At 66.4% G+C, this 17991-nt stretch carries 16 protein-coding genes; 13 read left to right on the top strand and 3 right to left on the bottom strand.

The genetic code is table 11. From position 1 onward, the window contains the following. The first annotated feature begins 13 nt into the window (after window positions 1-13). The 9 genes from J2R78_RS00765 (at window position 14) to J2R78_RS00725 (ending at window position 9850) form a co-directional block, all read left to right on the top strand. Window positions 14-1681, top strand: coding sequence for an amidohydrolase (locus J2R78_RS00765; RefSeq protein ID WP_253609368.1), 1668 nt, complete (start codon window positions 14-16; stop codon window positions 1679-1681). Further along, a complete protein-coding gene (locus tag J2R78_RS00760; protein ID WP_253609367.1) occupies window positions 1681-2769 on the top strand; it encodes a GTP-binding protein in 1089 nt (362 codons plus the stop codon). Before J2R78_RS00765 ends, J2R78_RS00760 begins: the two co-directional genes overlap by 1 nt. A gap of 45 nt (window positions 2770-2814) precedes the next feature. After that, window positions 2815-4128: an ABC transporter substrate-binding protein gene (locus J2R78_RS00755; protein ID WP_253609366.1), complete on the top strand. Its 1314-nt coding sequence runs from the start codon at window positions 2815-2817 to the stop codon at window positions 4126-4128. A 1-nt stretch (window position 4129) separates the two neighbouring features. Beyond that, window positions 4130-4861 (top strand): ABC transporter ATP-binding protein, encoded by a 732-nt coding sequence (locus J2R78_RS00750; protein WP_253609365.1) that lies wholly within the window; start codon window positions 4130-4132, stop codon window positions 4859-4861. Beyond that, a complete protein-coding gene (locus tag J2R78_RS00745) occupies window positions 4848-5546 on the top strand; it encodes an ABC transporter ATP-binding protein (protein WP_253609364.1) in 699 nt (232 codons plus the stop codon). The genes J2R78_RS00750 and J2R78_RS00745 overlap by 14 nt, the downstream gene beginning before the upstream one ends. Window positions 5547-5563: 17 nt before the next feature. Continuing rightward, window positions 5564-6430, top strand: coding sequence for a branched-chain amino acid ABC transporter permease (locus J2R78_RS00740; RefSeq protein WP_253609363.1), 867 nt, complete (start codon window positions 5564-5566; stop codon window positions 6428-6430). Then, window positions 6430-7443 carry a branched-chain amino acid ABC transporter permease gene (locus J2R78_RS00735; RefSeq protein WP_253635986.1) on the top strand — a complete coding sequence of 338 codons (1014 nt, stop codon included), beginning with the start codon at window positions 6430-6432 and terminating at the stop codon, window positions 7441-7443. The genes J2R78_RS00740 and J2R78_RS00735 overlap by 1 nt, the downstream gene beginning before the upstream one ends. Before the next feature lie 80 nt (window positions 7444-7523). Continuing rightward, entirely contained in the window at window positions 7524-9536 is a 2013-nt protein-coding gene (locus J2R78_RS00730) for a tyramine oxidase (protein ID WP_253609361.1), read from the top strand. Next, window positions 9533-9850 carry a hypothetical protein gene (locus J2R78_RS00725; protein ID WP_253609360.1) on the top strand — a complete coding sequence of 106 codons (318 nt, stop codon included), beginning with the start codon at window positions 9533-9535 and terminating at the stop codon, window positions 9848-9850. The genes J2R78_RS00730 and J2R78_RS00725 overlap by 4 nt, the downstream gene beginning before the upstream one ends. On the opposite strand, the gene J2R78_RS00720 is transcribed toward J2R78_RS00725, so the two are convergent. The 3 genes from J2R78_RS00720 to J2R78_RS00710 all read right to left on the bottom strand — a co-directional run bounded on the left by J2R78_RS00720 (window position 9836) and on the right by J2R78_RS00710 (window position 13231). Then, on the bottom strand, window positions 9836-11188 hold the full coding sequence (locus J2R78_RS00720) for an aminotransferase class III-fold pyridoxal phosphate-dependent enzyme (RefSeq protein WP_253609359.1): 1353 nt from the start codon (window positions 11186-11188) through the stop codon (window positions 9836-9838). The two genes, J2R78_RS00725 and J2R78_RS00720, sit on opposite strands and share 15 nt — an antisense overlap. 118 nt (window positions 11189-11306) lie before the next feature. Next, window positions 11307-11972: an HAD family hydrolase gene (locus tag J2R78_RS00715; protein ID WP_253609358.1), complete on the bottom strand. Its 666-nt coding sequence runs from the start codon at window positions 11970-11972 to the stop codon at window positions 11307-11309. Continuing rightward, a complete protein-coding gene (locus tag J2R78_RS00710; RefSeq protein WP_253609357.1) occupies window positions 11969-13231 on the bottom strand; it encodes a Tm-1-like ATP-binding domain-containing protein in 1263 nt (420 codons plus the stop codon). The genes J2R78_RS00715 and J2R78_RS00710 overlap by 4 nt, the downstream gene beginning before the upstream one ends. Before the next feature lie 217 nt (window positions 13232-13448). Here J2R78_RS00710 and J2R78_RS00705 point away from each other — a divergent pair, with 217 nt between their 5' ends. Genes J2R78_RS00705 through J2R78_RS00690 form a run of 4 tightly spaced genes read left to right on the top strand, consistent with a single transcriptional unit; the run spans window position 13449 to window position 17939 of the window. After that, window positions 13449-14933: an aldehyde dehydrogenase gene (locus J2R78_RS00705; RefSeq protein WP_253609356.1), complete on the top strand. Its 1485-nt coding sequence runs from the start codon at window positions 13449-13451 to the stop codon at window positions 14931-14933. Then, window positions 14930-16318 (top strand): transaminase, encoded by a 1389-nt coding sequence (locus tag J2R78_RS00700; RefSeq protein ID WP_253609355.1) that lies wholly within the window; start codon window positions 14930-14932, stop codon window positions 16316-16318. The genes J2R78_RS00705 and J2R78_RS00700 overlap by 4 nt, the downstream gene beginning before the upstream one ends. Further along, window positions 16318-17115 (top strand): SDR family NAD(P)-dependent oxidoreductase, encoded by a 798-nt coding sequence (locus tag J2R78_RS00695; protein WP_253609354.1) that lies wholly within the window; start codon window positions 16318-16320, stop codon window positions 17113-17115. The genes J2R78_RS00700 and J2R78_RS00695 overlap by 1 nt, the downstream gene beginning before the upstream one ends. Before the next feature lie 53 nt (window positions 17116-17168). Further along, window positions 17169-17939 (top strand): SDR family NAD(P)-dependent oxidoreductase, encoded by a 771-nt coding sequence (locus J2R78_RS00690; RefSeq protein WP_253609353.1) that lies wholly within the window; start codon window positions 17169-17171, stop codon window positions 17937-17939. The last annotated feature ends 52 nt before the right edge of the window (window positions 17940-17991 follow it).

Genomic DNA, 17991 nt, shown 5'->3' with positions numbered 1-17991 from the left:
AAGTTTGATCCGTATGAACAGGACATTCGCCGACACGGTCTTCCGCAACGGCCGGATCTACACGTCGAACCGCGGGCAGCCCTGGGCGACATGTGCGGCCGTCAAGGCCGGCCGGTTCATCGCGGTGGGCGAGGAACGCGACGTCGTGGCGCTGATCGGCGAGGGGACGGCGACCGTCGATCTCGGCGGACGCATGGCGATGCCGGGGATCGTCGACATCCACAATCACATCATGATGGGTGGGCAGGCCGATCTCTACGAGCTGCGCTTCTCCAACGCAGACAGCATTCCAAGGATCGCCGACACCCTGCACAAGGCCGCATCGGCGGCGGCGCCCGGCGCCTGGATCGTCGGCGGGCAGTTCGGCAATAATCTCCTGAACGAGATGAACACCGCGGAGTCCTGCGCATTGCTCGACGCGGCCTGCCTGGGCCATCCCGTCGTATTGCGCGACGACACCTATCATAATCGCTGGGCGAGCTCGGCGGCGCTGCGGCTGGCCGGTGTTGCGGCCGACACGGCGGATCCGACCGACGGCGAGATCGGCCGCGACCTCAAGTCCGGAACGCTCACCGGGATCATGATCGAGGCCGCCTCCGGCCTGGTCGAGCGGGCGCTCGCGGCCTCCGGCCACTACACGGCCGAGATGGACCGTGCGGCAGTGGCGCGCTCGATCTCGGTGCTGAACGCCTATGGCGTCACCGCCTTCATCGATGCCGCCAGCATGCAGCCGATCATGGCGGCGCTGAAGGGGCTCGACGATCGCGGCGAGCTCACCGCCTGGGCGGTGTGCGCGATGCCGGTGGTCGAGCCGGGCTTCATGTTCGGCAAGGCCGGCGAGGAGCTGTTCGCGCTGCGCGAGGATTACCGCGGTGCGCATGTGAAGCCCGATTATGTCAAGGTGTTCCTCGACGGCGTGCCGGGCGCCAAGACCGCGGCCTTCCACGAGCCGTATGTGGCCGACCCGGTGCGCGGCTGCTGCTTCCGCGGCTCCACCATGCTGACCGTGCCGGACCTGATCCGTTGGCTCGGGCGCTGCGAGAAGCTCGGCCTTGCCGCGAAGATCCATTGCGCGGGCGACGCCGCGGTCACGCAGGCGCTCGACGCCATCGATGTCGTGCGCAGCTTCAACGGCCCGACCCATCTGATCCATCAGATCGCGCATGCGAGCTATATCGCGCCCGACGATGTCAAGCGCTTCGCCGAGCTCGGCGTCGCCGCCGACCTGTCGCCGATCATCTGGTATCCGACCATCTTCCTCGAGGCGCACAAGGCCGCGATGGGCGAGGAGCGCGCGCAGCGCTTCTGGCCGAACCGCGATCTGAAAGAGGCCGGCGCGCTGATGGCCGGCGGCTCGGACTGGCCGGTGATCCCGATCCCCGATCCCTGGCAGGGCATCGAGGGCATGGTGACGCGGCAAAATCCGACCGGGGATTTTCCCGGCAAGTCACTGTGGGCGGAGCAGGCGCTCGACCTCAAAACCGTGATCGACATCTACACGATCGATGCCGCGCGCGCGGCCGGGCTCGGCCAGTCGATCGGCTCGATCGAGGTCGGCAAATCCGCCGACCTCATCGTGCTCGACCAGATGATCTTCGACATCCCGCCGGATCAACTGGCCGATACGCGGGTCGAGCTGACCTTCTTCGAGGGCCGCAAGGTTTACGAGCGGGGCGCGTGATGGGCACGGCGGATCAGATCCCGGTCACGGTGCTGACCGGTTTCCTCGGCAGCGGCAAGACCACGGTGCTGAACCATTTGCTGCGCCAGCCAGAGCTCAATGGCGTCGTCGCCATCATCAACGAGTTCGGCGAGGTGGCGTTGGATCACCTTTTGGTCGAGAGCAGCGAAGACCGCCTGGCGCTGCTCGACAATGGCTGCATCTGCTGCTCGGTGCGCGAGGACCTGATCGAGACGCTGGCCGACCTCGCATCGCGCCGCGCTGACGGCACGATCCCGCCATTCCACCGGGTGCTGGTCGAGACCACCGGGCTCGCCGATCCCGTGCCCGTGCTGCACACGCTGATGACGGCGTCCGATATCGTCGGCCGCTACCGGATCGACGGCGTGGTCGCGACCGTCGATGCGGTTAATGGTACGCACACTCTTGCGGCGCACAGCGAAGCCGTCAGGCAGATCGCCGTCGCCGACCGGCTGCTGGTGACCAAGACCGACCTTGCCGCCGATGATGCACTGGCGCGGCTTGATGCGCAGCTTGCGGCGATCAATCCGGTCGCAACGCGCTCACACGTGCGGAACGGGATCGTCGATCCGGCAAAAGTTCTCGATGCCGGGCTGTTCGATCCGGCGGCGCGCTCCGCTGATGTGGTGCGCTGGTTCGATCTGGCAGCGCAGGCGGCGAACACGCCGCACCATCACGGGGATCACCATTGCGACGGCGAGGCGTGCAGCCACCACAGTCATCACGCGCACGACACCGGCGTATCGTCCTACAGCCTGATCATCGACGAGCCGATCCAGCGGGAGGCGTTCGCGCGCTGGCTCGATTATGTCGCGGCGCTTAGAGGCGAGGACCTGCTGCGCTTCAAGGCGATCGTGCATGTCGCCGAGCAGCCCGATGCGCCCATGGTGGTGCACGGCGTGCAGCACGTGTTCCATCCGCCGATCGCGCTGCAGGGCTGGCCGTCGGCGGACCGGCGCTCGCGGCTCGTCTTCATCGTGCGCGGCATCCCGCGCCAGATCATCGAAAACACCTTGTGCAAATTCGCCGCGGTGAGCCGTGCGGCGATCCAGCGATCGGCGGCGTGAGCCGCGGTCAGGCATTTTCATCATTGGTTGTGGAGGGAGAGGGACATGACTGAGACAAAGAACAATACGGCGTTCGGCCGGCTCGACCGGCGCACGCTCTTGAAAGCGGCCGGTGCCACCGGCCTCGCATCGGCGATGAACGTGCCGCTGGTCAATATCGCGCGGGCGGCCGGCAACACCCTCAAGATCGGCTGGGTCGGCTGCCTCTCCGGCGTCCGGGCGCAGTTCGCCGAGCCCGATCCCTGGATCCATGAGCGCATCAAGGCGCGGCTGAAGGATGGTCTGAAGATCGGCGGCAAGACCTATCAGGTCGAACTGGTGTTCAAGGACAATCAATCCGATCCGAATCGATCGTCGGTGATCGCGAGCGAGCTGGTGCTCCGTGAAAAGTGCGACCTGATCCTGATCGAGGACGGTGACGCCCAGCCGCCGGTACAGGAGCTCGCCGATGCCCGCGGCATTCCCACCATCTCGACCATGGTGCCGTGGCAGGGCTGGATGTTCCCGCGCAAGTCGACGCCGGACAAGGGTTTTCCCTACAGCTACCATTTCTTCTGGGGCGCCGACGACGTCGCCAAAAATTTCTTGGGCATGTGGCAGTCGGTCGAGACCAACAAGAAGGTCGGCACGCTCTACATCGATAACCCGCCGGGCCAAGCGTTCTCCGATCCGAAGCTCGGCCTGCCGGCTGGCATCTCGGGAGCGGGCTATCAGGAGTTCTCGGCCGGAAAATTCCAGATCGCGACCGACGACTTCACCAACCAGATCGCGCTGTTCAAGAACAACGGCGTCGACATCGTCTCCGGCTTCACCTTCAGCAATCACTGGGTGACGCTGTGGAATCAGGCGGCGCAGGCCGGTTTCAAGCCGCAGGTCTGCACGGTGGCGGCGGCCTTCCTGTTCCCGGCCGCGGTGAATGCGCTCGGCGATCGCGGCGACGGCATGTCGACCGAGGTGTGGTGGACGCCGGCCTATCCGTTCAAGTCCTCGCTGACCGGGCAGAGCGCTGGCGAGCTCGCCGCGGAGTGGGAGAAGACAACGGGCAAGCAGTGGACCCAGCCGATCGGCTACGCCCATGCGCTGTGGGAGGTCGGGCTCGCAGCGTTGCAGAACAGCGATCCCAAGGACAAGAACTCATTGCGCGATGCGATCGCCGGTCTCGACATGGAGACCGTGGTCGGCCGGGTCAAGTTCAAGGACAGCCCCATCAAGAACGTCGCGGTGACCTCGCTGTCGGGCGGGCAATGGCGCAAGGCCAAGGGCGGCAAGTCGAAATACGAGCTCCTGATCGTGCACAACGGAACGGCGCCGTTCATCCCGAAGCAAGCCGATCTCCAGCTGCTCTCCAAGCTGGCCTGAGATGGCACCGCTTCTGCGCGTCAGCGGGCTGGCCAAGCGCTTCGGCGAGATCGTGGTCGCCGACAATGTCAGCTTCGAGCTGGCGCGCGGCGAATGCCTCGGCGTGATCGGCCCGAACGGCGCCGGCAAGAGCTCGTTGCTGAACCTGATCGTCGGCCTGCTCACGGCCGACGGCGGCTCGATCATGCTCGACGACAGGGAGATATCAGCCCTGCCACCGCATCGCCGGGCACGGATGGGCCTCGGGCGGGCGTTCCAAATCCCGCAACCGTTCCCGCATCTGTCGGTCTACGAGAATGCACTGGTCGCGGCATCCTACGGCGCCGGCCTCACCGGCGAGGCGGCGTCGAGCTGGACCATGGAGGTGTTGCAGCGTACCGGGCTCGACGCCAAGGCGAACAGGCTCGCCGGCGCCTTGCCGTTGATCGACCGCAAGCGGCTGGAATTCGCCAAGGCGCTGGCCTCGAAGCCGAAGCTGATCCTGCTCGACGAGATCGCCGCCGGGCTGACCGAGCCCGAGGTCGAGCGCCTCGTTGCCATCATCCAGTCGGTGAAGGCCGACCATGCCACGATCTGGATCGAGCACATCCCGCACGCGCTGCGCGCGGTGTCGGATCGCATCCTGGTGCTCGACTTCGGCCGCAAGGTGCTGGAGGGACCGCCGGCCGAGGTCATGGACAGCGCCGTGGTGCGCGAGATCTACATGGGATTGAAGGCCGATGGCGTTGCTTGATGTGAACGGCCTGCAGATCTTCTACGGCGATCTGCAGACCGTGTTCGATATGAACTTCACCGTCGCGGACGGCGAGGCGGTGGCGCTGGTCGGCGCCAATGGCGCCGGCAAGTCGACGTTCCTGAAGGCGCTGGTCGGTCTCAACGAGGAGCGACGAGGGGCGGTGCAGTTCGACGGCGTCGATATCTCGCAGATGCCGGCCGAAGAGGTGTCGCGGCTCGGCCTCATCATGGTGCCCGAGGGCCGCCTGCTGTTCGACTCGCTGACGATCGAGGAGAACCTGCTGATGGGCAGCGTCAACCGGCGCAAAGGCAGCTGGACCTTGCGGCGGGTGTTCGACCTGTTCCCGATCCTCGAGGAGCGGCGGCGGATGTTTCCAGGCCAACTCTCCGGCGGCCAGCAGCAGATGGCGGCGATCGGCCGCGCGCTGATGTCGAACCCGCGGCTCCTCTTGTGCGACGAGATCTCGCTCGGGCTCGCCCCCGTCGTGGTCGAGCAGATCTACCGCTCCTTTGCCGACATCCGCCGCGAGGGCACCGCCGTCGTGCTGGTCGAGCAGGACGTCAAGCGCGCGCTCGCGACGTCAGAGCGGATCTATTGCCTGTTGAAGGGGCGGGTGTCGCTGACCGGCCCGGCGCAAGGCTTGCAGCCGGAGCAGCTGACGCACGCCTATTTCGGTAACTAGCCAGGATTGGCAACGACATGATCTGGGTTGAGACATTGATCAACGGGGCCCTGCTTGGCGGGCTCTATGGGCTGCTCGGCATCGGGCTCGCGCTGGTGTTCGGTGTGATGCGCGTCGTCAACATCGCGCATGGCGAGTTCATGGTGCTGAGCGCGTTCTGCGCCGTGCTGCTGGCCAACCTGTTTCCGCAGGTGTCGCCGCTGTTGATGCTGATCCCGGTGATCGCTCTGTCCTTTGCGGTCGGATGGCTCTATCAGGCCGCCATCGTCAATCGCGTCGTGACGTCGCCCGATCCGCTGTCGCCGCTGCTTTTGACCTTCGGCGTGTCGGTGATCCTGCGCAACGTGATGGTTGAGGTGTTCGGCGCCGACGTGCGCAACCTTCAGGTTGGCGAGCTCTCTCGCGCCAGCCTCGAGGTCGCCGGGCTGAACATCGGCATCATGCCGCTGCTGACACTGGTGCTCGGCGCATTGCTGTTCATGGCGCTGCAACTCGTGCTGCGCCATACCGAGTTCGGCCGGATCGTGCGCGCCACCGCCGACCGCCGCGATATCGTCCGGCTGTCCGGCGTCAAACCGGACCGGGTTTATAACTACGTCATGGGCCTGTCGCTCGCGCTTGGCGCGATCGGCGGCGTGCTGCTGGCGGTGCGCTCGAGCTTCACGCCGTTCTCGGGCGCCGAGCGGCTCCTCATCGCGTTCGAGGTCGTGGTGCTCGGCGGGCTCGGCTCGTTCTGGGGCGCACTGCTCGGCGGCATCGCGCTCGGCATGGCGCAATTGATCGGGCTGAAAATCGATCCGAATGCCGGGCTGCTCTATGCGCACCTCCTGTTCTTCATCATGCTGCTGATCCGCCCGTCGGGTCTCGTGTCGAGCAGGGTGTGATGCCGATGCCGACACGGACAATTCTCGTAGCCTCTGCGATCGTGCTCGTCGCGGTGATTGCCGGCGCGCCCTTCGTGCTGAACGAGGGATTCCTGCGGCTCGCGACCGAGTGCCTGCTCTTGCTGACGATGGCGCAGATGTGGAACCTGCTGGCGGGTTATGCCGGGCTGGTGTCGCTTGGCCACCAGGTCTTCATCGCCTTCGGCGCTTATGCGCTGTTCCTGACCTCGGGCTGGCTAGAGGTCACGCCGATCTGGGTGCTGCCGGTCGCGCCGCTGGTGGCGGGCGCCGTTGCGGCCATCATCGCCTTTCCGCTGTTTCGGCTTCGCGACGCCTATTTCTCGATCGCGATGTGGGTGTTCGCGGAGATCATCGGCGCGTTCACGATGAAGTCGCAGGCCGTCGGCGGCACGTCGGGCGTGCCGCTCGCGACCAGCAAGCTGATCGATTTCGACTGGTTCGAGCCGACGATGTTCTGGCTCGCCGGCGGCCTGACGCTGGTGACCATCGCAGCGCTGTACAGGATGATGACGTCGAGCTTCGGGCTCGGGCTGATGAGCGTGCGCGACAATGACCTTGCCGCAATGAGCGTCGGCGTCGACGTCCGGCACAATCGTTTCGTCGCCTTCGTGCTCTCGGCGGCGGGATGTGGGCTTGCCGGCGCGCTCAGCTTCATGGGCAATCTGTTCATCGCACCGCTGGCGGCCTTCGACGTCAACTGGTCCGTTTACATGATGTTCATCGTGATCATCGGCGGTATCGGAACCCTGGAAGGCCCGATCCTCGGCGTCATCATCTTCTTCGGCCTGCGCGAGCTGATGACCGGACCGCTCGGCCTGTCCGGCGGCTGGTATCTGGTCGGGCTCGGCATCATCGCCGTCGTGGTGATGATCGTGGCGCCGCGCGGCCTCTGGCCGGCCTTGCGCGATCGCATCGGCGTGCGGCTGCTCGATGTCCACCGCGCCGCGCCACGCCCTGCTGCGGCCGCGATTCTGCCGGCGGCGTCTGAATAGGTTACCGGATGAAGAAGCGGGCCTTCACGTCGCCACCGTTGCTTGTATTCTGACAGTTCTGGCTTTGAGTGGAGGGCGGAATGGCTCTGATTTTCAGGCATGGCGTGTGGGCAGTGGCCGGTCTGGTGGTCGCGACATTGGCGGCGCCGCTGCCGGCGCAGGCCGAGCGGCGGATGTGGCCGCAGGCGGCCGCAACGCACCCGCTGGACGGGCTCACTACCGACGAAATCCGCTCGGTCTCCGATATCCTGCGCGGCGCCGGCAAGCTCGACGATTCGGCGCGGGTCGTCTCGATGTCGGTCGAGGAGGATCCCAAGGACGAGGTGCGGGCGTGGAAGCCCGGACAGCCCTTCACGCGCCGGGCCAGCGCGACGCTGCTGAGCGGCGGGCATCTCTACGAGGCCCATGTCGATCTCGCCGCGCGCAGCCTGCTCGGCTGGCAGGAAGTCAGGGATCATGAGGCTGCGCTGACCATCGACGAGCTGATCTCCGCCGGCGATCTGCCGAAGCAGGATCCGCGCTGGATCGCCGCGATGGCCAAGCGCAGCATCACCGATTTCCGCAACGTGCTGTGCCTGCCGCTGACCGTGGGTCCAGTGACCGATCCGGCGTTGAAAGGCCGCCGCCTGCTCAACGTTCCCTGTGTCGACACCACGGGCGCCGCCAACAATCTCTGGGGCAAGCCGATCGAGAACCTGTTCGCCCAGGTCGATCTCAAGAGCAAGACGGTGCTGTCGGTGACTGATCTCGGCGTGGTGCCGCCGCCGCCGCAGACGCCCTCGCACGCCTATGCCGACTCCGGAACATATCGCAAGCCGCCGAAGCCGATCGAGATCGCCGCGCCCGAAGGCAGCAATGTGAAGGTGGAGGGCGGTCAGGTCCGCTGGGACAACTGGTCGTTCCATGTCCGTCTCGAGCCGCGCGTCGGCGCCGTGCTGTCGCTGATCCGCTACGACGACCACGGCACGCTCCGCGACATCGCCTACCAGATTTCGGCGAGCGAGATGTTCGTGCCCTACATGGATCCGGCGCCGACCTGGTCGTTCCGCGCCTATATGGACATCGGCGAGTACGGCTTCGGCGTGCTCTCCAGCGAGTTGCAGCGCGGCGTGGATTGTCCCGAAGGCGCGCATTATCTCGACCTGACGATCTCGGATACCAAGGGTGCGCCGGTCGTTTCCAAGGGCGCGGTGTGCATCTTCGAGCGCCCGACCGGCCACCCGATCTGGCGCCACAGCGAGCTGATCAACAACACCGCCGAGGTGCGGCCGAACAACGAGCTGGTGGTGCGGATGGCGCCGGTGGTCGGCAATTACGACTATCTGGTGGACTACGTGTTCGACCGTGCCGGCAATATCGATGTGCGGCTCGGCGCCTACGGCATCGATGCCACCAAGGGCGTCGCGAGCAAGACACTGAGCGACCCGACGGCCGCGCAGGATACCGCCTTTGGGACGCTGGTCGACGAACGGCTGCTCGCGGTCAATCACGATCACTACATGACGTTCCGGATCGACATGGACGTCGACGGCACCTCGAACCGGCTGGTCGAGGATCGCTTCAATGTCCGCCGGCTGGAGCAGGGTCAGCGCAAGAGCCTTTGGCAGGTCGACACCAGGCCGGTTGCGACCGAAGGGCCGATCACCATGCCGCTGAACGCGGCGCAATTCAGGGTCGAGAGCACGGGCAGGACCAACGGCCGCGGTTATCGCACAAGCTATCAGCTGATGCCCGGCCACTCCGACGTCTCGCTGCTCGCCAAGGACGATCCGATCCAGCTGCGTGCCGGTTTCAGCGCCTACACGCTGTGGACCTCGGCCTACGCCAAGGACGAGCGCTACGCCGCGGGCATGTATCCGAACGGAAATCCCGAGGTCGACGGCCTGCCGAAATGGACGGCGGCGAAGCGGCCGATCGAGGACCGCGACCTCGTGCTGTGGTACACGGTCGGCTTCCGCCACGTGCCGCGCGCCGAGGATTGGCCTGTCATGCCCGGCCTGTGGCACGGCTTCCGGCTGCGTCCGTTCAACTTCTTCGATCGCAATCCCGCGCTCGACGTGCCGCCGATGGTGAATGCCAGGGAGACGAAATGAGCGGGCGCGCGCATCGCATCGGGGCGGTGGCCGGCGCGCTGCTGGCGCTATTGGCGGCAGGGCCGGTTGCTGCCGGCGCGGCGGCCGAGAGCAGCGTTGACGACGCGTCCTTGCTCTATCTGAGCAGCAACGATTGGGAGCGCCAATCCGCGCCGCGCAAGGTCACGCTGGCGGCCGACTTCATGCGCGTCTTCTGCACCGATCAGACGATGTCGGCCATATCGCTGGCCGATTGCCTCGACCGCGACAAGGCTGATGGCGCCCTGTTCGAGCGCGCCATGGCCTGTGTGAGCGCGCTGTCAACCGGCCGCTGAGAGCCCGGCGTCGATCCCTTCGGCGATCCGCCTCACATCCGCTGCCGTGAGGATCAGGGGCGGGGACAGGATCAGGTTGTTGCCGGAGACGCGCAGCATCACGCCGGCCTCGTAGGCGGCATCGGCAACCTTCGCCATCGTCTTCTTGTCGGCGGGCTTCCTGCTGTCGCGATCGGCGACCAGTTCGAGTGCGGCCATCAAGCCCTTGCCCCTGACGTCGCCGACCAGCGCGTGCTTCGCCTTGAGCGCCGCAAGCGCCCGCGCAAGGTCCTCGCCGCGCGCGGCGGCATTCTCGTCCAGCTTGAGGCGGCGGGTCTCGGCGAGTGCGGCAAGGCCTGCGGCGCAGCCGACCGGATGGCCGGAATAGGTGTAGCCGTGGCCGATCGAGCCGAACGTGGTCGTGTCGGCCTCGAAGGCTTCCGCGATCTGCTCGCCGATCAGCGTCGCGCCGAGCGGGAAATAGCCCGAGGTGATCGCCTTGGCCATTGTCATCATGTCGGGCTTCACGCCCCAGAGCCGCGAACCCGACCACGCGCCGGTGCGCCCGAAACCGGTGACGACCTCGTCCGCGATCATCAGGATGCCGTGACGGTCGCAGATCTCACGCGCCAGCTTCATGAAGCTGTCCGGCGGCACGATCACGCCGCCGGCCCCCAGCACCGGCTCCATGATGAAGGCGGCGATGGTGTCGGCGCCCTGGAACGCGATCTCCTCCTCCATCGCCGCCGCGCACAGCTGCGCGAGTTTTGCGGGATCGGTCTCGTTGAAGGGATTGCGATAGGTCGACGGCGCGGGGATATGGAACACGCCGGGCAGCATCGGCTCATAGTTGCGACGGAAATTGGCGTTGCCGTTGACGGAGGCACCGCCGAAATGGGTGCCGTGGTAGCCCTTCTTCAGCGCCAGGAACTTGGTGCGGTCAGCCTGGCCCTTGATCTTCCAGTATTGCCGCGCGAGCCGCAGCGCGGTCTCGACCGAGTCCGAGCCGCCCGAAGTGAAGAAGGCGCGCACCATGCCTTCCGGCTTGAACCATTCGGTGAGCTCGTAGGCGAGCTCGATCGAGGGGCCGGATGAGGTGCCGCGAAAGCCGGAATAATACGGCAGCGCGCTGAGCTGGTCCGCAATCGCCTGCTTGATCGGATCGCAGCTGTAGCCGAGATTGACATTCCACAATCCGCCGACCGCATCGATCACGGTCTTGCCATCGATGTCGGTGACTTCAACACCTTCGCCTTTCATCACGATCCGCGGCGGCTGCGCCCGCATCTCGGCGGGATGGGCCATCGGGTGCCAGATCGGCTTGGCGTTGTTCTCAACCAGGAAGTTTCTGTCGCGCATGATCGTTCCCTGTCCGGCCGGAGCCTTTTCCGTTCCGATGGAATCGGGACGGGGCTCCAGATTCCAGTTTTGATGCGCTTTCTTCACGCGAACCGGTACCACTTCGCTCGAAAGCGCTTTAGTCGAATTGCAGCCCGAAATGCCGCAGCGCCTCGCTGTAGGACGCGGCAGGATTGCGCACATCGAACAGCACCGTGCGCATGTTGCACGCGGCGGCGCCTGCGATGTTGCGGCGCTGGTCGTCGACGAAGACGCAATTGTCTGCCTCCAGTGCCAGTTCGTCCAGCACGCTTTGATAGGCGCGGGGGTCGGGCTTCAGGATCCCGGTATGCGTGGCATCGACGATGGTGTCGAAGCGCTTGAGGATGGAGAGACGGCTGCGGAAATCGGTGCCGTAGAACAGGTCGAGCTCGTTGGAGAGGATGGCGAGCCGGAACCCGGCATCGGCGGCGAGGGTGATCGCGCGCGCTGCCTCGGGGCGGATCACGGTGTCGGGATCGGCGCCGCGCGCGCGTTTCACGAAGGTCTCCATGTCGCGCCAGTCCTCGCCGACCAGGCGCCCGACCTCGCGGCTGCGGATGAGCCAGTAGTCGCGTTCCGAAATCTCGCCACGCTGCATGCTCGTCCAGAGCGGATCGCTGTCGGGTGCGAACGGTCCGAGCCATTTCAGCGTGCACGGGGCGAGCCCGAGCGCGCGCTCGGTCAGGTCATGGGTCTCGAACAATGTCTTCGAGATCACCCCGCCGAAGTCGAGCACCAGCGCCTGGGTACGCGGCCTCCTCATGCGGCAACCGTGGTGCGGCCGCGAGGGACAATGCCGGCAGCGACCCATCGGTCGAAGATGCCGAGCACCGTTTCGTTGAATGCGGCGCTGTTGATGTGATCCTTGATCTCGTGCAGCTCGACCGGCGCCTTGATCGCCGATCGCATGGCGTCGACGAAGGCGGCGAGGGCGTCGGGATCGTGCAAGGCTTCGCCTTCGCGATCCCATTGCTGGATGCCGCCGGCGGGCAGCACGAAGGCAACGGGAGCGTTGGCCTGGGACAGTTTTTCAGCGATCGCGCGGGCGATCCGTTGGCGATCGGTGGATCCCGACGTCGCCGATGCAAGCAGCCGGTTATGCGCGTGGAACGGGCGATCCGACAGCTCGTTCGGAACCCCAAGCCATGCCGGGAAGTCGACCATGTCGATCGCCCCGGGCGCGACGATCTGCGGAATGCCGGCTCTGCCCGCATTCTCCAGCCTGTCGGCGCCGGAATTGACCACCGAGCCGGTGAGCTGGTTGGCGACCTCCTGCAGGCTGAGGTCCAGCACCGCGGCAAAGCCGCCTTGCGTGGCGATCGACTCCATCGCGCGGCCGCCCATGCCGGTGGTGTGGAAGACGACCACCTCGTAGCCGCGCCGTTCGAGCTGCGGCTTGAGCTCGACCATGTAGCGCAGGCAGCTCTTGCCGAGCGAGGTGATCGCAACGACCGGCCGGTCCTTGCGCGGCCTGATTGCGCTTCTGGCGGCGCCGACGATCGCGCCGCAGGCCTGCGACAGCACGGCGGTGCAGGTGCCGTTGAGGCCGTAGAGGCCGCCGGCCCACAGGATCATCATCAGATCGGCGGCGACGCGCTCGGGCGGGATCAGATGCGAGAAGGCGACGGTCGAGACGATCAGCTTCGGCAGGCCGAGCGGCAGCGCCTGCGCGACGTCGAGCGCAAGGTCGGTGCCCATCGTGCCGCCGATCGCGATCACCCCGTCGATGGCATCGCGCTCCGCGAGCGCGCGCGCCAGATTGGCGGCGCCAACTGCCATCAGTGACATCGCGGAATTCTCGTCGCCGCTCGATGCGATCGCCTCGATCGTGGTTTGTGCGGCGGCCGCCACCGCGTGCTTGTCATGTGCCGCCTGGTACGGCGGATCCCCGAGCACGCTGATGTCCATCATGATGGTTCGTCCACCGGCGCGCGCGATGCACTCGCTCATGAACAGCAGTTCGTCGGCCTTGGTGTCTCCCGTTCCGATCAGGAGAATGCGGGGCTGCGTCATCTCAGGCATGACCTTCGGCTCGCCGGCAGGCGTAAGGGATGGTGACAACCGGTTTGCATAACGCAGGCGGAGCGCTCGGCCATCGTGCGATCACGCTATGGGGACGCGCCTTGCCGTGACATCCACCTATCGGTTGATTGCTGCCAAAGCCTTGATTTGGCGAGGATTGCGCCGTGCCAGCGGTCTCGCTTGGAAGCCGCTTTTGTCATCGTCACAATTATCTCGCATGCAGCAAGCCCAGATCGATCGACTACGCGCGGCCGTCATTCCGGCCCAGCAGCTCTTCATCGGCGGCCGGCCGACACCGGCGATCAGAGAGGCACGGCTTGATGTCGTGTCGCCGATCGACGGCCAGGTATTGACCAGCATCGCTGACGGCGATGCGGCCGATGTCGACGCCGCGGTAAGACACGCGCGGCAGGCCTTCGAGCAGGGCAGCTGGTCGCGCGCGGCGCCGGCGCAGCGCAAGAAGGTGTTGCTGCGGTTCGCCGATCTCATCGAGCGGCACGCGCTCGAGATTGCGGTGCTCGGCGTGCGCGACAACGGCACCGAGATCAGTATGGCCTACAAGGCCGAGCCGCTCTCGGCCGCCGGCACCATCCGTTACTACGCCGAGGCGATCGACAAGGTCTATGGCGAGATCGCGCCGACCTCAGGCGATGTGCTCGGGCTCGTGCATCGCGAGCCGCTTGGCGTCGTCGGCGTGATCGTGCCGTGGAATTTCCCGCTGATGATCGGAGCGTGGAAGATCGGCCCGGCGCTCGCCGCCGGAAATTCGGTCGTGGTCAAGCCGCCGGAGCTGGCGTCGCTGACGCTGCTGCGGCTTGCCGAGCTCGCGACCGAGGCGGGGTTGCCCGACGGCGTGCTCAACGTCGTCACCGGCCGCGGCGCATCGGCCGGCGAAGCGCTCGCGCTGCACATGGATGTCGATGTGCTCGCCTTCACCGGCTCGGGTGCGGTGGGCCGGCGTCTCCTGGAATGCTCGGCGCGATCGAACCTGAAGCGCGTCCATCTCGAGCTTGGCGGCAAGTCGCCCAACGTCGTGTTCGCCGACGCGCCCGACATCAAGCATGCGGCCAAGGTCTCCGCGAACGGCATCTTCCGAAACTCCGGGCAGGTCTGCGTGGCTGGATCGCGGCTCTTGGTGCAGTCCTCGATCTATGATCGCTTCATGGCCGAGCTGCTCGACGCCACCACAAAACTAAGGGTCGGCGATCCCCTCGAACTGAGCTCTGATATCGGCGCCATTTCGAGCAAGCCGCAGTTGCGCAAGAACCTGGATGCCGTTGCCCATGCGGAAGCGGAGGGCGCGAAGCGACTGATCGGCGGCGAGCAGGTCCGTGTCGAGAGCGGCGGCAACTTCATGGCGCCCGCGATCCTCACCGACGTGACGCCGTCGATGCAGGTCTGGCGCGAGGAAGTGTTCGGCCCGGTGCTGGCAGTGACGCGGTTCGAGGGCGAGGAAGATGCCACAGCGCTCGCCAATGCGACCCCCTATGGACTTGCGTCGGCGGTGTGGACCGCAAGTCTGTCGACGGCGCATCGCATGGTGCGCGCCATCAAGGCCGGCGTCGTGCACGTCAACGCCTATGGCGGCGCCGACATCACGGTGCCGCTCGGCGGCTTCAAGCAATCCGGCTTCGGACGCGACAAGTCGCTGCACGCCCTCGATGCCTATACCGACCTCAAGACCGCCTGGATCGCGCTATGACAGCTGCAACTGCCGAACGCGCCGGCGTTCTGAACCGACTGCTCGATGCCGAGCAGGAGCGCTTTCGCGCGCTGCACCCGCGCTCGGCCGCAGCCTGGCAGGAGGGAAGGCAGCACTACCTTTACGGTGGCCCGTCGCACTGGATGCGGCGCTGGGCCGGCGGCTTCCCGGTTTATGCCGAGGAGGCGCAGGGCGCGCATATCAGGGACATCGACGGCCGCGACTACATCGATTTCTGCCTTGGCGACACCGGCGGCATGTGCGGCCACGCGCCCGAGGCGGTGACCGAGGCCGCGCTCGCTCAGCTCAAGCGTGGCGCAACCATGATGCTGCCGACGGAAGACAGTATCTGGGTCGGCGCCGAGCTGTCGCGCCGCTTCGGCCCGAAATACTGGACGCTGACGACGTCGGCGACCGACGCCAACCGTGCCGCGATCCGCATCTCGCGCATGATCACCGGCCGGCGAAAGGTGCTGGTGTTCTCCGGCTGCTATCATGGCGGCGTCGAGGAGGCGCATGTCGAGATCCGCGACGGCCGGGTCGGCTTGCGCAACATGATCCATCCCAACGGCATCGATCATGATGCGGTGAGCAGGGTCGTCGAGTTCAACGATGTCGCAGGCCTCGAGGCGGCGCTTGCGCATGGCGACGTCGCCTGCGTGCTGACCGAGCCGCTGATGACGAATTTCGGCATGATCCCGGTCGATCCTGGTTTTCACCAGGCTTTGCGGGAGCTGACCCGGCGCGCCGGCTCCGTCCTCATCATCGACGAGACCCACACGCTGTCCTGCGGACCGGGCGGCTATACGGAGAGCCATGGGCTCGAGCCCGACATTTTCGTCGCGGGCAAGGCGATCGCGGGCGGCATCCCTGCCGGTGTGTTCGGTCTCAGCCAGGAGATCGCCGAGCGGCTCTGGAAACTTGTTGCCCACGTCAATCCGCGCGAGCGGCAATCGGCGCATCTCGGCTTCGGCGGCACGCTCGCCGGCAACGCGCTGACGGTCGCGACCATGCGCGCGGTGCTGGAGAAGGTGCTGACCTCTGCGAATTACGAGCGAATGATCGGAACCGCGACCTTGCTCGCGCAGGAAGCGCGCCGCCTGATCGCGGCGGCTGGTCTGCCCTGGCACGTGACGCAGATCGGCGCGCGCGCCGAGATCATGTTCATGCCGCAGCCGCCACGCAGCGGCGCCGACGTCATTGCGGGCCGGCAACCCGATCTCGAGACCCTGCTGCATGCCTTCTACATCAATGAGGGCATTCTGGTGACCCCGTTCCACACCATGCTGCTGATGTGTCCGGCGACCTCCGCGCGCGACGTCGACAAGCACACGAGGGTGTTGGCGCAGTTCATCAATTTGCTTCGCGGCGCGGGAGCGATTTGATGCAGGCCCCTCCGTTCAATCTTGACGGTCGCATCGCCATCGTCACCGGCGGCGGCAGGGGGATCGGCGCCGCCATGGTGAGAAGGTTCGCGCAGGTGGGCGCGACCGTGGTGATCGCCAACCGGACTCTTGATGTGGCCGAGGCGTTGGCACGCGAACTCGTGGCCGATGGACGCGCGGCGCATTGCGTTCCGTTCGACCGCCTGGACCGCAGTAGCTTGCGCGCGATGGTCGATCGCGTCGCTGCTCAATATGGCCGGCTCGATATCGTCGTGCACAATGCCGGCGGCTGTCCGTGGTCATCGCTTGAAGAGCTTGATGAAGCCAAGCTTGAGGACACGCTGGCGCTGAACCTCAACGCCAGCATCTGGCTCGCGCAGGCCGCAATTCCGCACATGCGTGCCGTCAGGTTCGGGCGCATCCTCGTGACGTCCTCGGTCTCCGCGCGCGTCGCGATGGGCGGCGGCGCGCATTACTCGGCGGCGAAAGCCGGCGTGAACGCATTCATCCGCGGCGCCGCCTTCGAACTCGCGCGCGACGGCATCACGGTCAACGGCGTCGAGGCCGGCTTCATCGAAAAGCCGGGCCGCGGCACCATGAGCGCGCCGGAGAACAAGGCGAAGCTCGAGCGCTTCATTCCGATGGGGCACATGGGTAGCGCCGACGACATCGCCTGCGCGATGCTCTATCTCGCCTCCACTGAGGCCAAATACGTCACCGGGCAGACCATCGTCGTCGACGGCGGCTCGACGTTGCCGGAGACCGGATTTGCCGTCGAACGGCAGTGGGGAGTCTAGATGAGCATGGTCTTTTCGGAAAACCGGTTTCCACTTTTCCGGATCATGCCCTGATGCCGCGGCTCGACGGAAAGACGGCGCTGGTGACCGGCGCAGCCACGGGGATCGGCCGGGCGACGGCGGCGCGGCTGGCGTTGAGCGGCGCGCGCGTCGTGCTGTTCGGCCTCGGCAACGCCGAGCTTCAGGCCGCAGCAGTGGAGTGCGGCGGGCAGGCGGTCCATGGTGACGTCACCCGGCCGGACGACATCGCAAAGGCCGTCACCGCCTGCGGCGCGTGGCTCGACGTCGTCGTCAACGCCGCCGGCCTGATCGTGCCGGATCAGCCGGCCAGCGTCTCCGACGAGGTCTGGGCCAAAACGCTCGACGTCAACCTCACGGGGACGATGCGCGTCTGTCGCGCGTCCCTGCCGCTGCTCCGGCAGCGCGGCGGGGCGATCGTGAACGTCGCCTCGGTTGCCGCGTTCAATGCCAGCCCGGACAGCGCAAGCTACGCCGCCAGCAAGGCGGCCGTCGTCGCCTATACGCGCTCGCTGGCCTACGCGCACGGCGCCGACGGCATCCGCGCCAATGCGGTGGCACCGGGCTGGGTGCGCACGCCGATGAGCGCCCATGAAATGCAGCTGCTCGCGGACCAGAACGGCACCACCGCCGATACCGAGATTCGCGGCGTCGAACGACGCATTGCCCTGGGACGGATGGCCGAGCCCGCCGAGATCGCCGCGTGCTGCCTGTTCCTGGCCTCCGACGAGGCGTCCTTCGTGACCGGCGCGGTGCTGGTCGCCGATGGCGGCGGCCGGGCGCCGACGCAGAATCGCGCGGTGTAGACGGCCGGTTGGCGTCTTACGGCAGGCGGCCGCCACCTTGATAACGACCGGC

Origin of the sequence: Bradyrhizobium sp. USDA 4538, assembly GCF_024171045.1 — a bacterium.
GTDB classification, from domain to species: domain Bacteria; phylum Pseudomonadota; class Alphaproteobacteria; order Rhizobiales; family Xanthobacteraceae; genus Bradyrhizobium; species Bradyrhizobium australafricanum.
Note: the sequence above shows the minus strand (reverse complement) of the source record. Positions and strands in the feature narration are given on the sequence as shown.

What these genes read in the sequence shown, in the direction of transcription:
- J2R78_RS00765 (WP_253609368.1), top strand. Translation starts at nt 14, where the DNA reads ATGAACAGGACATTCGCCGACACGGTCTTCCGCAACGGCCGGATCTAC.
- J2R78_RS00760 (WP_253609367.1), top strand. Translation starts at nt 1,681, where the DNA reads ATGGGCACGGCGGATCAGATCCCGGTCACGGTGCTGACCGGTTTCCTC.
- J2R78_RS00755 (WP_253609366.1), top strand. Translation starts at nt 2,815, where the DNA reads ATGACTGAGACAAAGAACAATACGGCGTTCGGCCGGCTCGACCGGCGC.
- J2R78_RS00750 (WP_253609365.1), top strand. Translation starts at nt 4,130, where the DNA reads ATGGCACCGCTTCTGCGCGTCAGCGGGCTGGCCAAGCGCTTCGGCGAG.
- J2R78_RS00745 (WP_253609364.1), top strand. Translation starts at nt 4,848, where the DNA reads ATGGCGTTGCTTGATGTGAACGGCCTGCAGATCTTCTACGGCGATCTG.
- J2R78_RS00740 (WP_253609363.1), top strand. Translation starts at nt 5,564, where the DNA reads ATGATCTGGGTTGAGACATTGATCAACGGGGCCCTGCTTGGCGGGCTC.
- J2R78_RS00735 (WP_253635986.1), top strand. Translation starts at nt 6,430, where the DNA reads ATGCCGATGCCGACACGGACAATTCTCGTAGCCTCTGCGATCGTGCTC.
- J2R78_RS00730 (WP_253609361.1), top strand. Translation starts at nt 7,524, where the DNA reads ATGGCTCTGATTTTCAGGCATGGCGTGTGGGCAGTGGCCGGTCTGGTG.
- J2R78_RS00725 (WP_253609360.1), top strand. Translation starts at nt 9,533, where the DNA reads ATGAGCGGGCGCGCGCATCGCATCGGGGCGGTGGCCGGCGCGCTGCTG.
- J2R78_RS00720 (WP_253609359.1), bottom strand. Translation starts at nt 11,188, where the DNA reads ATGCGCGACAGAAACTTCCTGGTTGAGAACAACGCCAAGCCGATCTGG.
- J2R78_RS00715 (WP_253609358.1), bottom strand. Translation starts at nt 11,972, where the DNA reads ATGAGGAGGCCGCGTACCCAGGCGCTGGTGCTCGACTTCGGCGGGGTG.
- J2R78_RS00710 (WP_253609357.1), bottom strand. Translation starts at nt 13,231, where the DNA reads ATGCCTGAGATGACGCAGCCCCGCATTCTCCTGATCGGAACGGGAGAC.
- J2R78_RS00705 (WP_253609356.1), top strand. Translation starts at nt 13,449, where the DNA reads ATGCAGCAAGCCCAGATCGATCGACTACGCGCGGCCGTCATTCCGGCC.
- J2R78_RS00700 (WP_253609355.1), top strand. Translation starts at nt 14,930, where the DNA reads ATGACAGCTGCAACTGCCGAACGCGCCGGCGTTCTGAACCGACTGCTC.
- J2R78_RS00695 (WP_253609354.1), top strand. Translation starts at nt 16,318, where the DNA reads ATGCAGGCCCCTCCGTTCAATCTTGACGGTCGCATCGCCATCGTCACC.
- J2R78_RS00690 (WP_253609353.1), top strand. Translation starts at nt 17,169, where the DNA reads ATGCCGCGGCTCGACGGAAAGACGGCGCTGGTGACCGGCGCAGCCACG.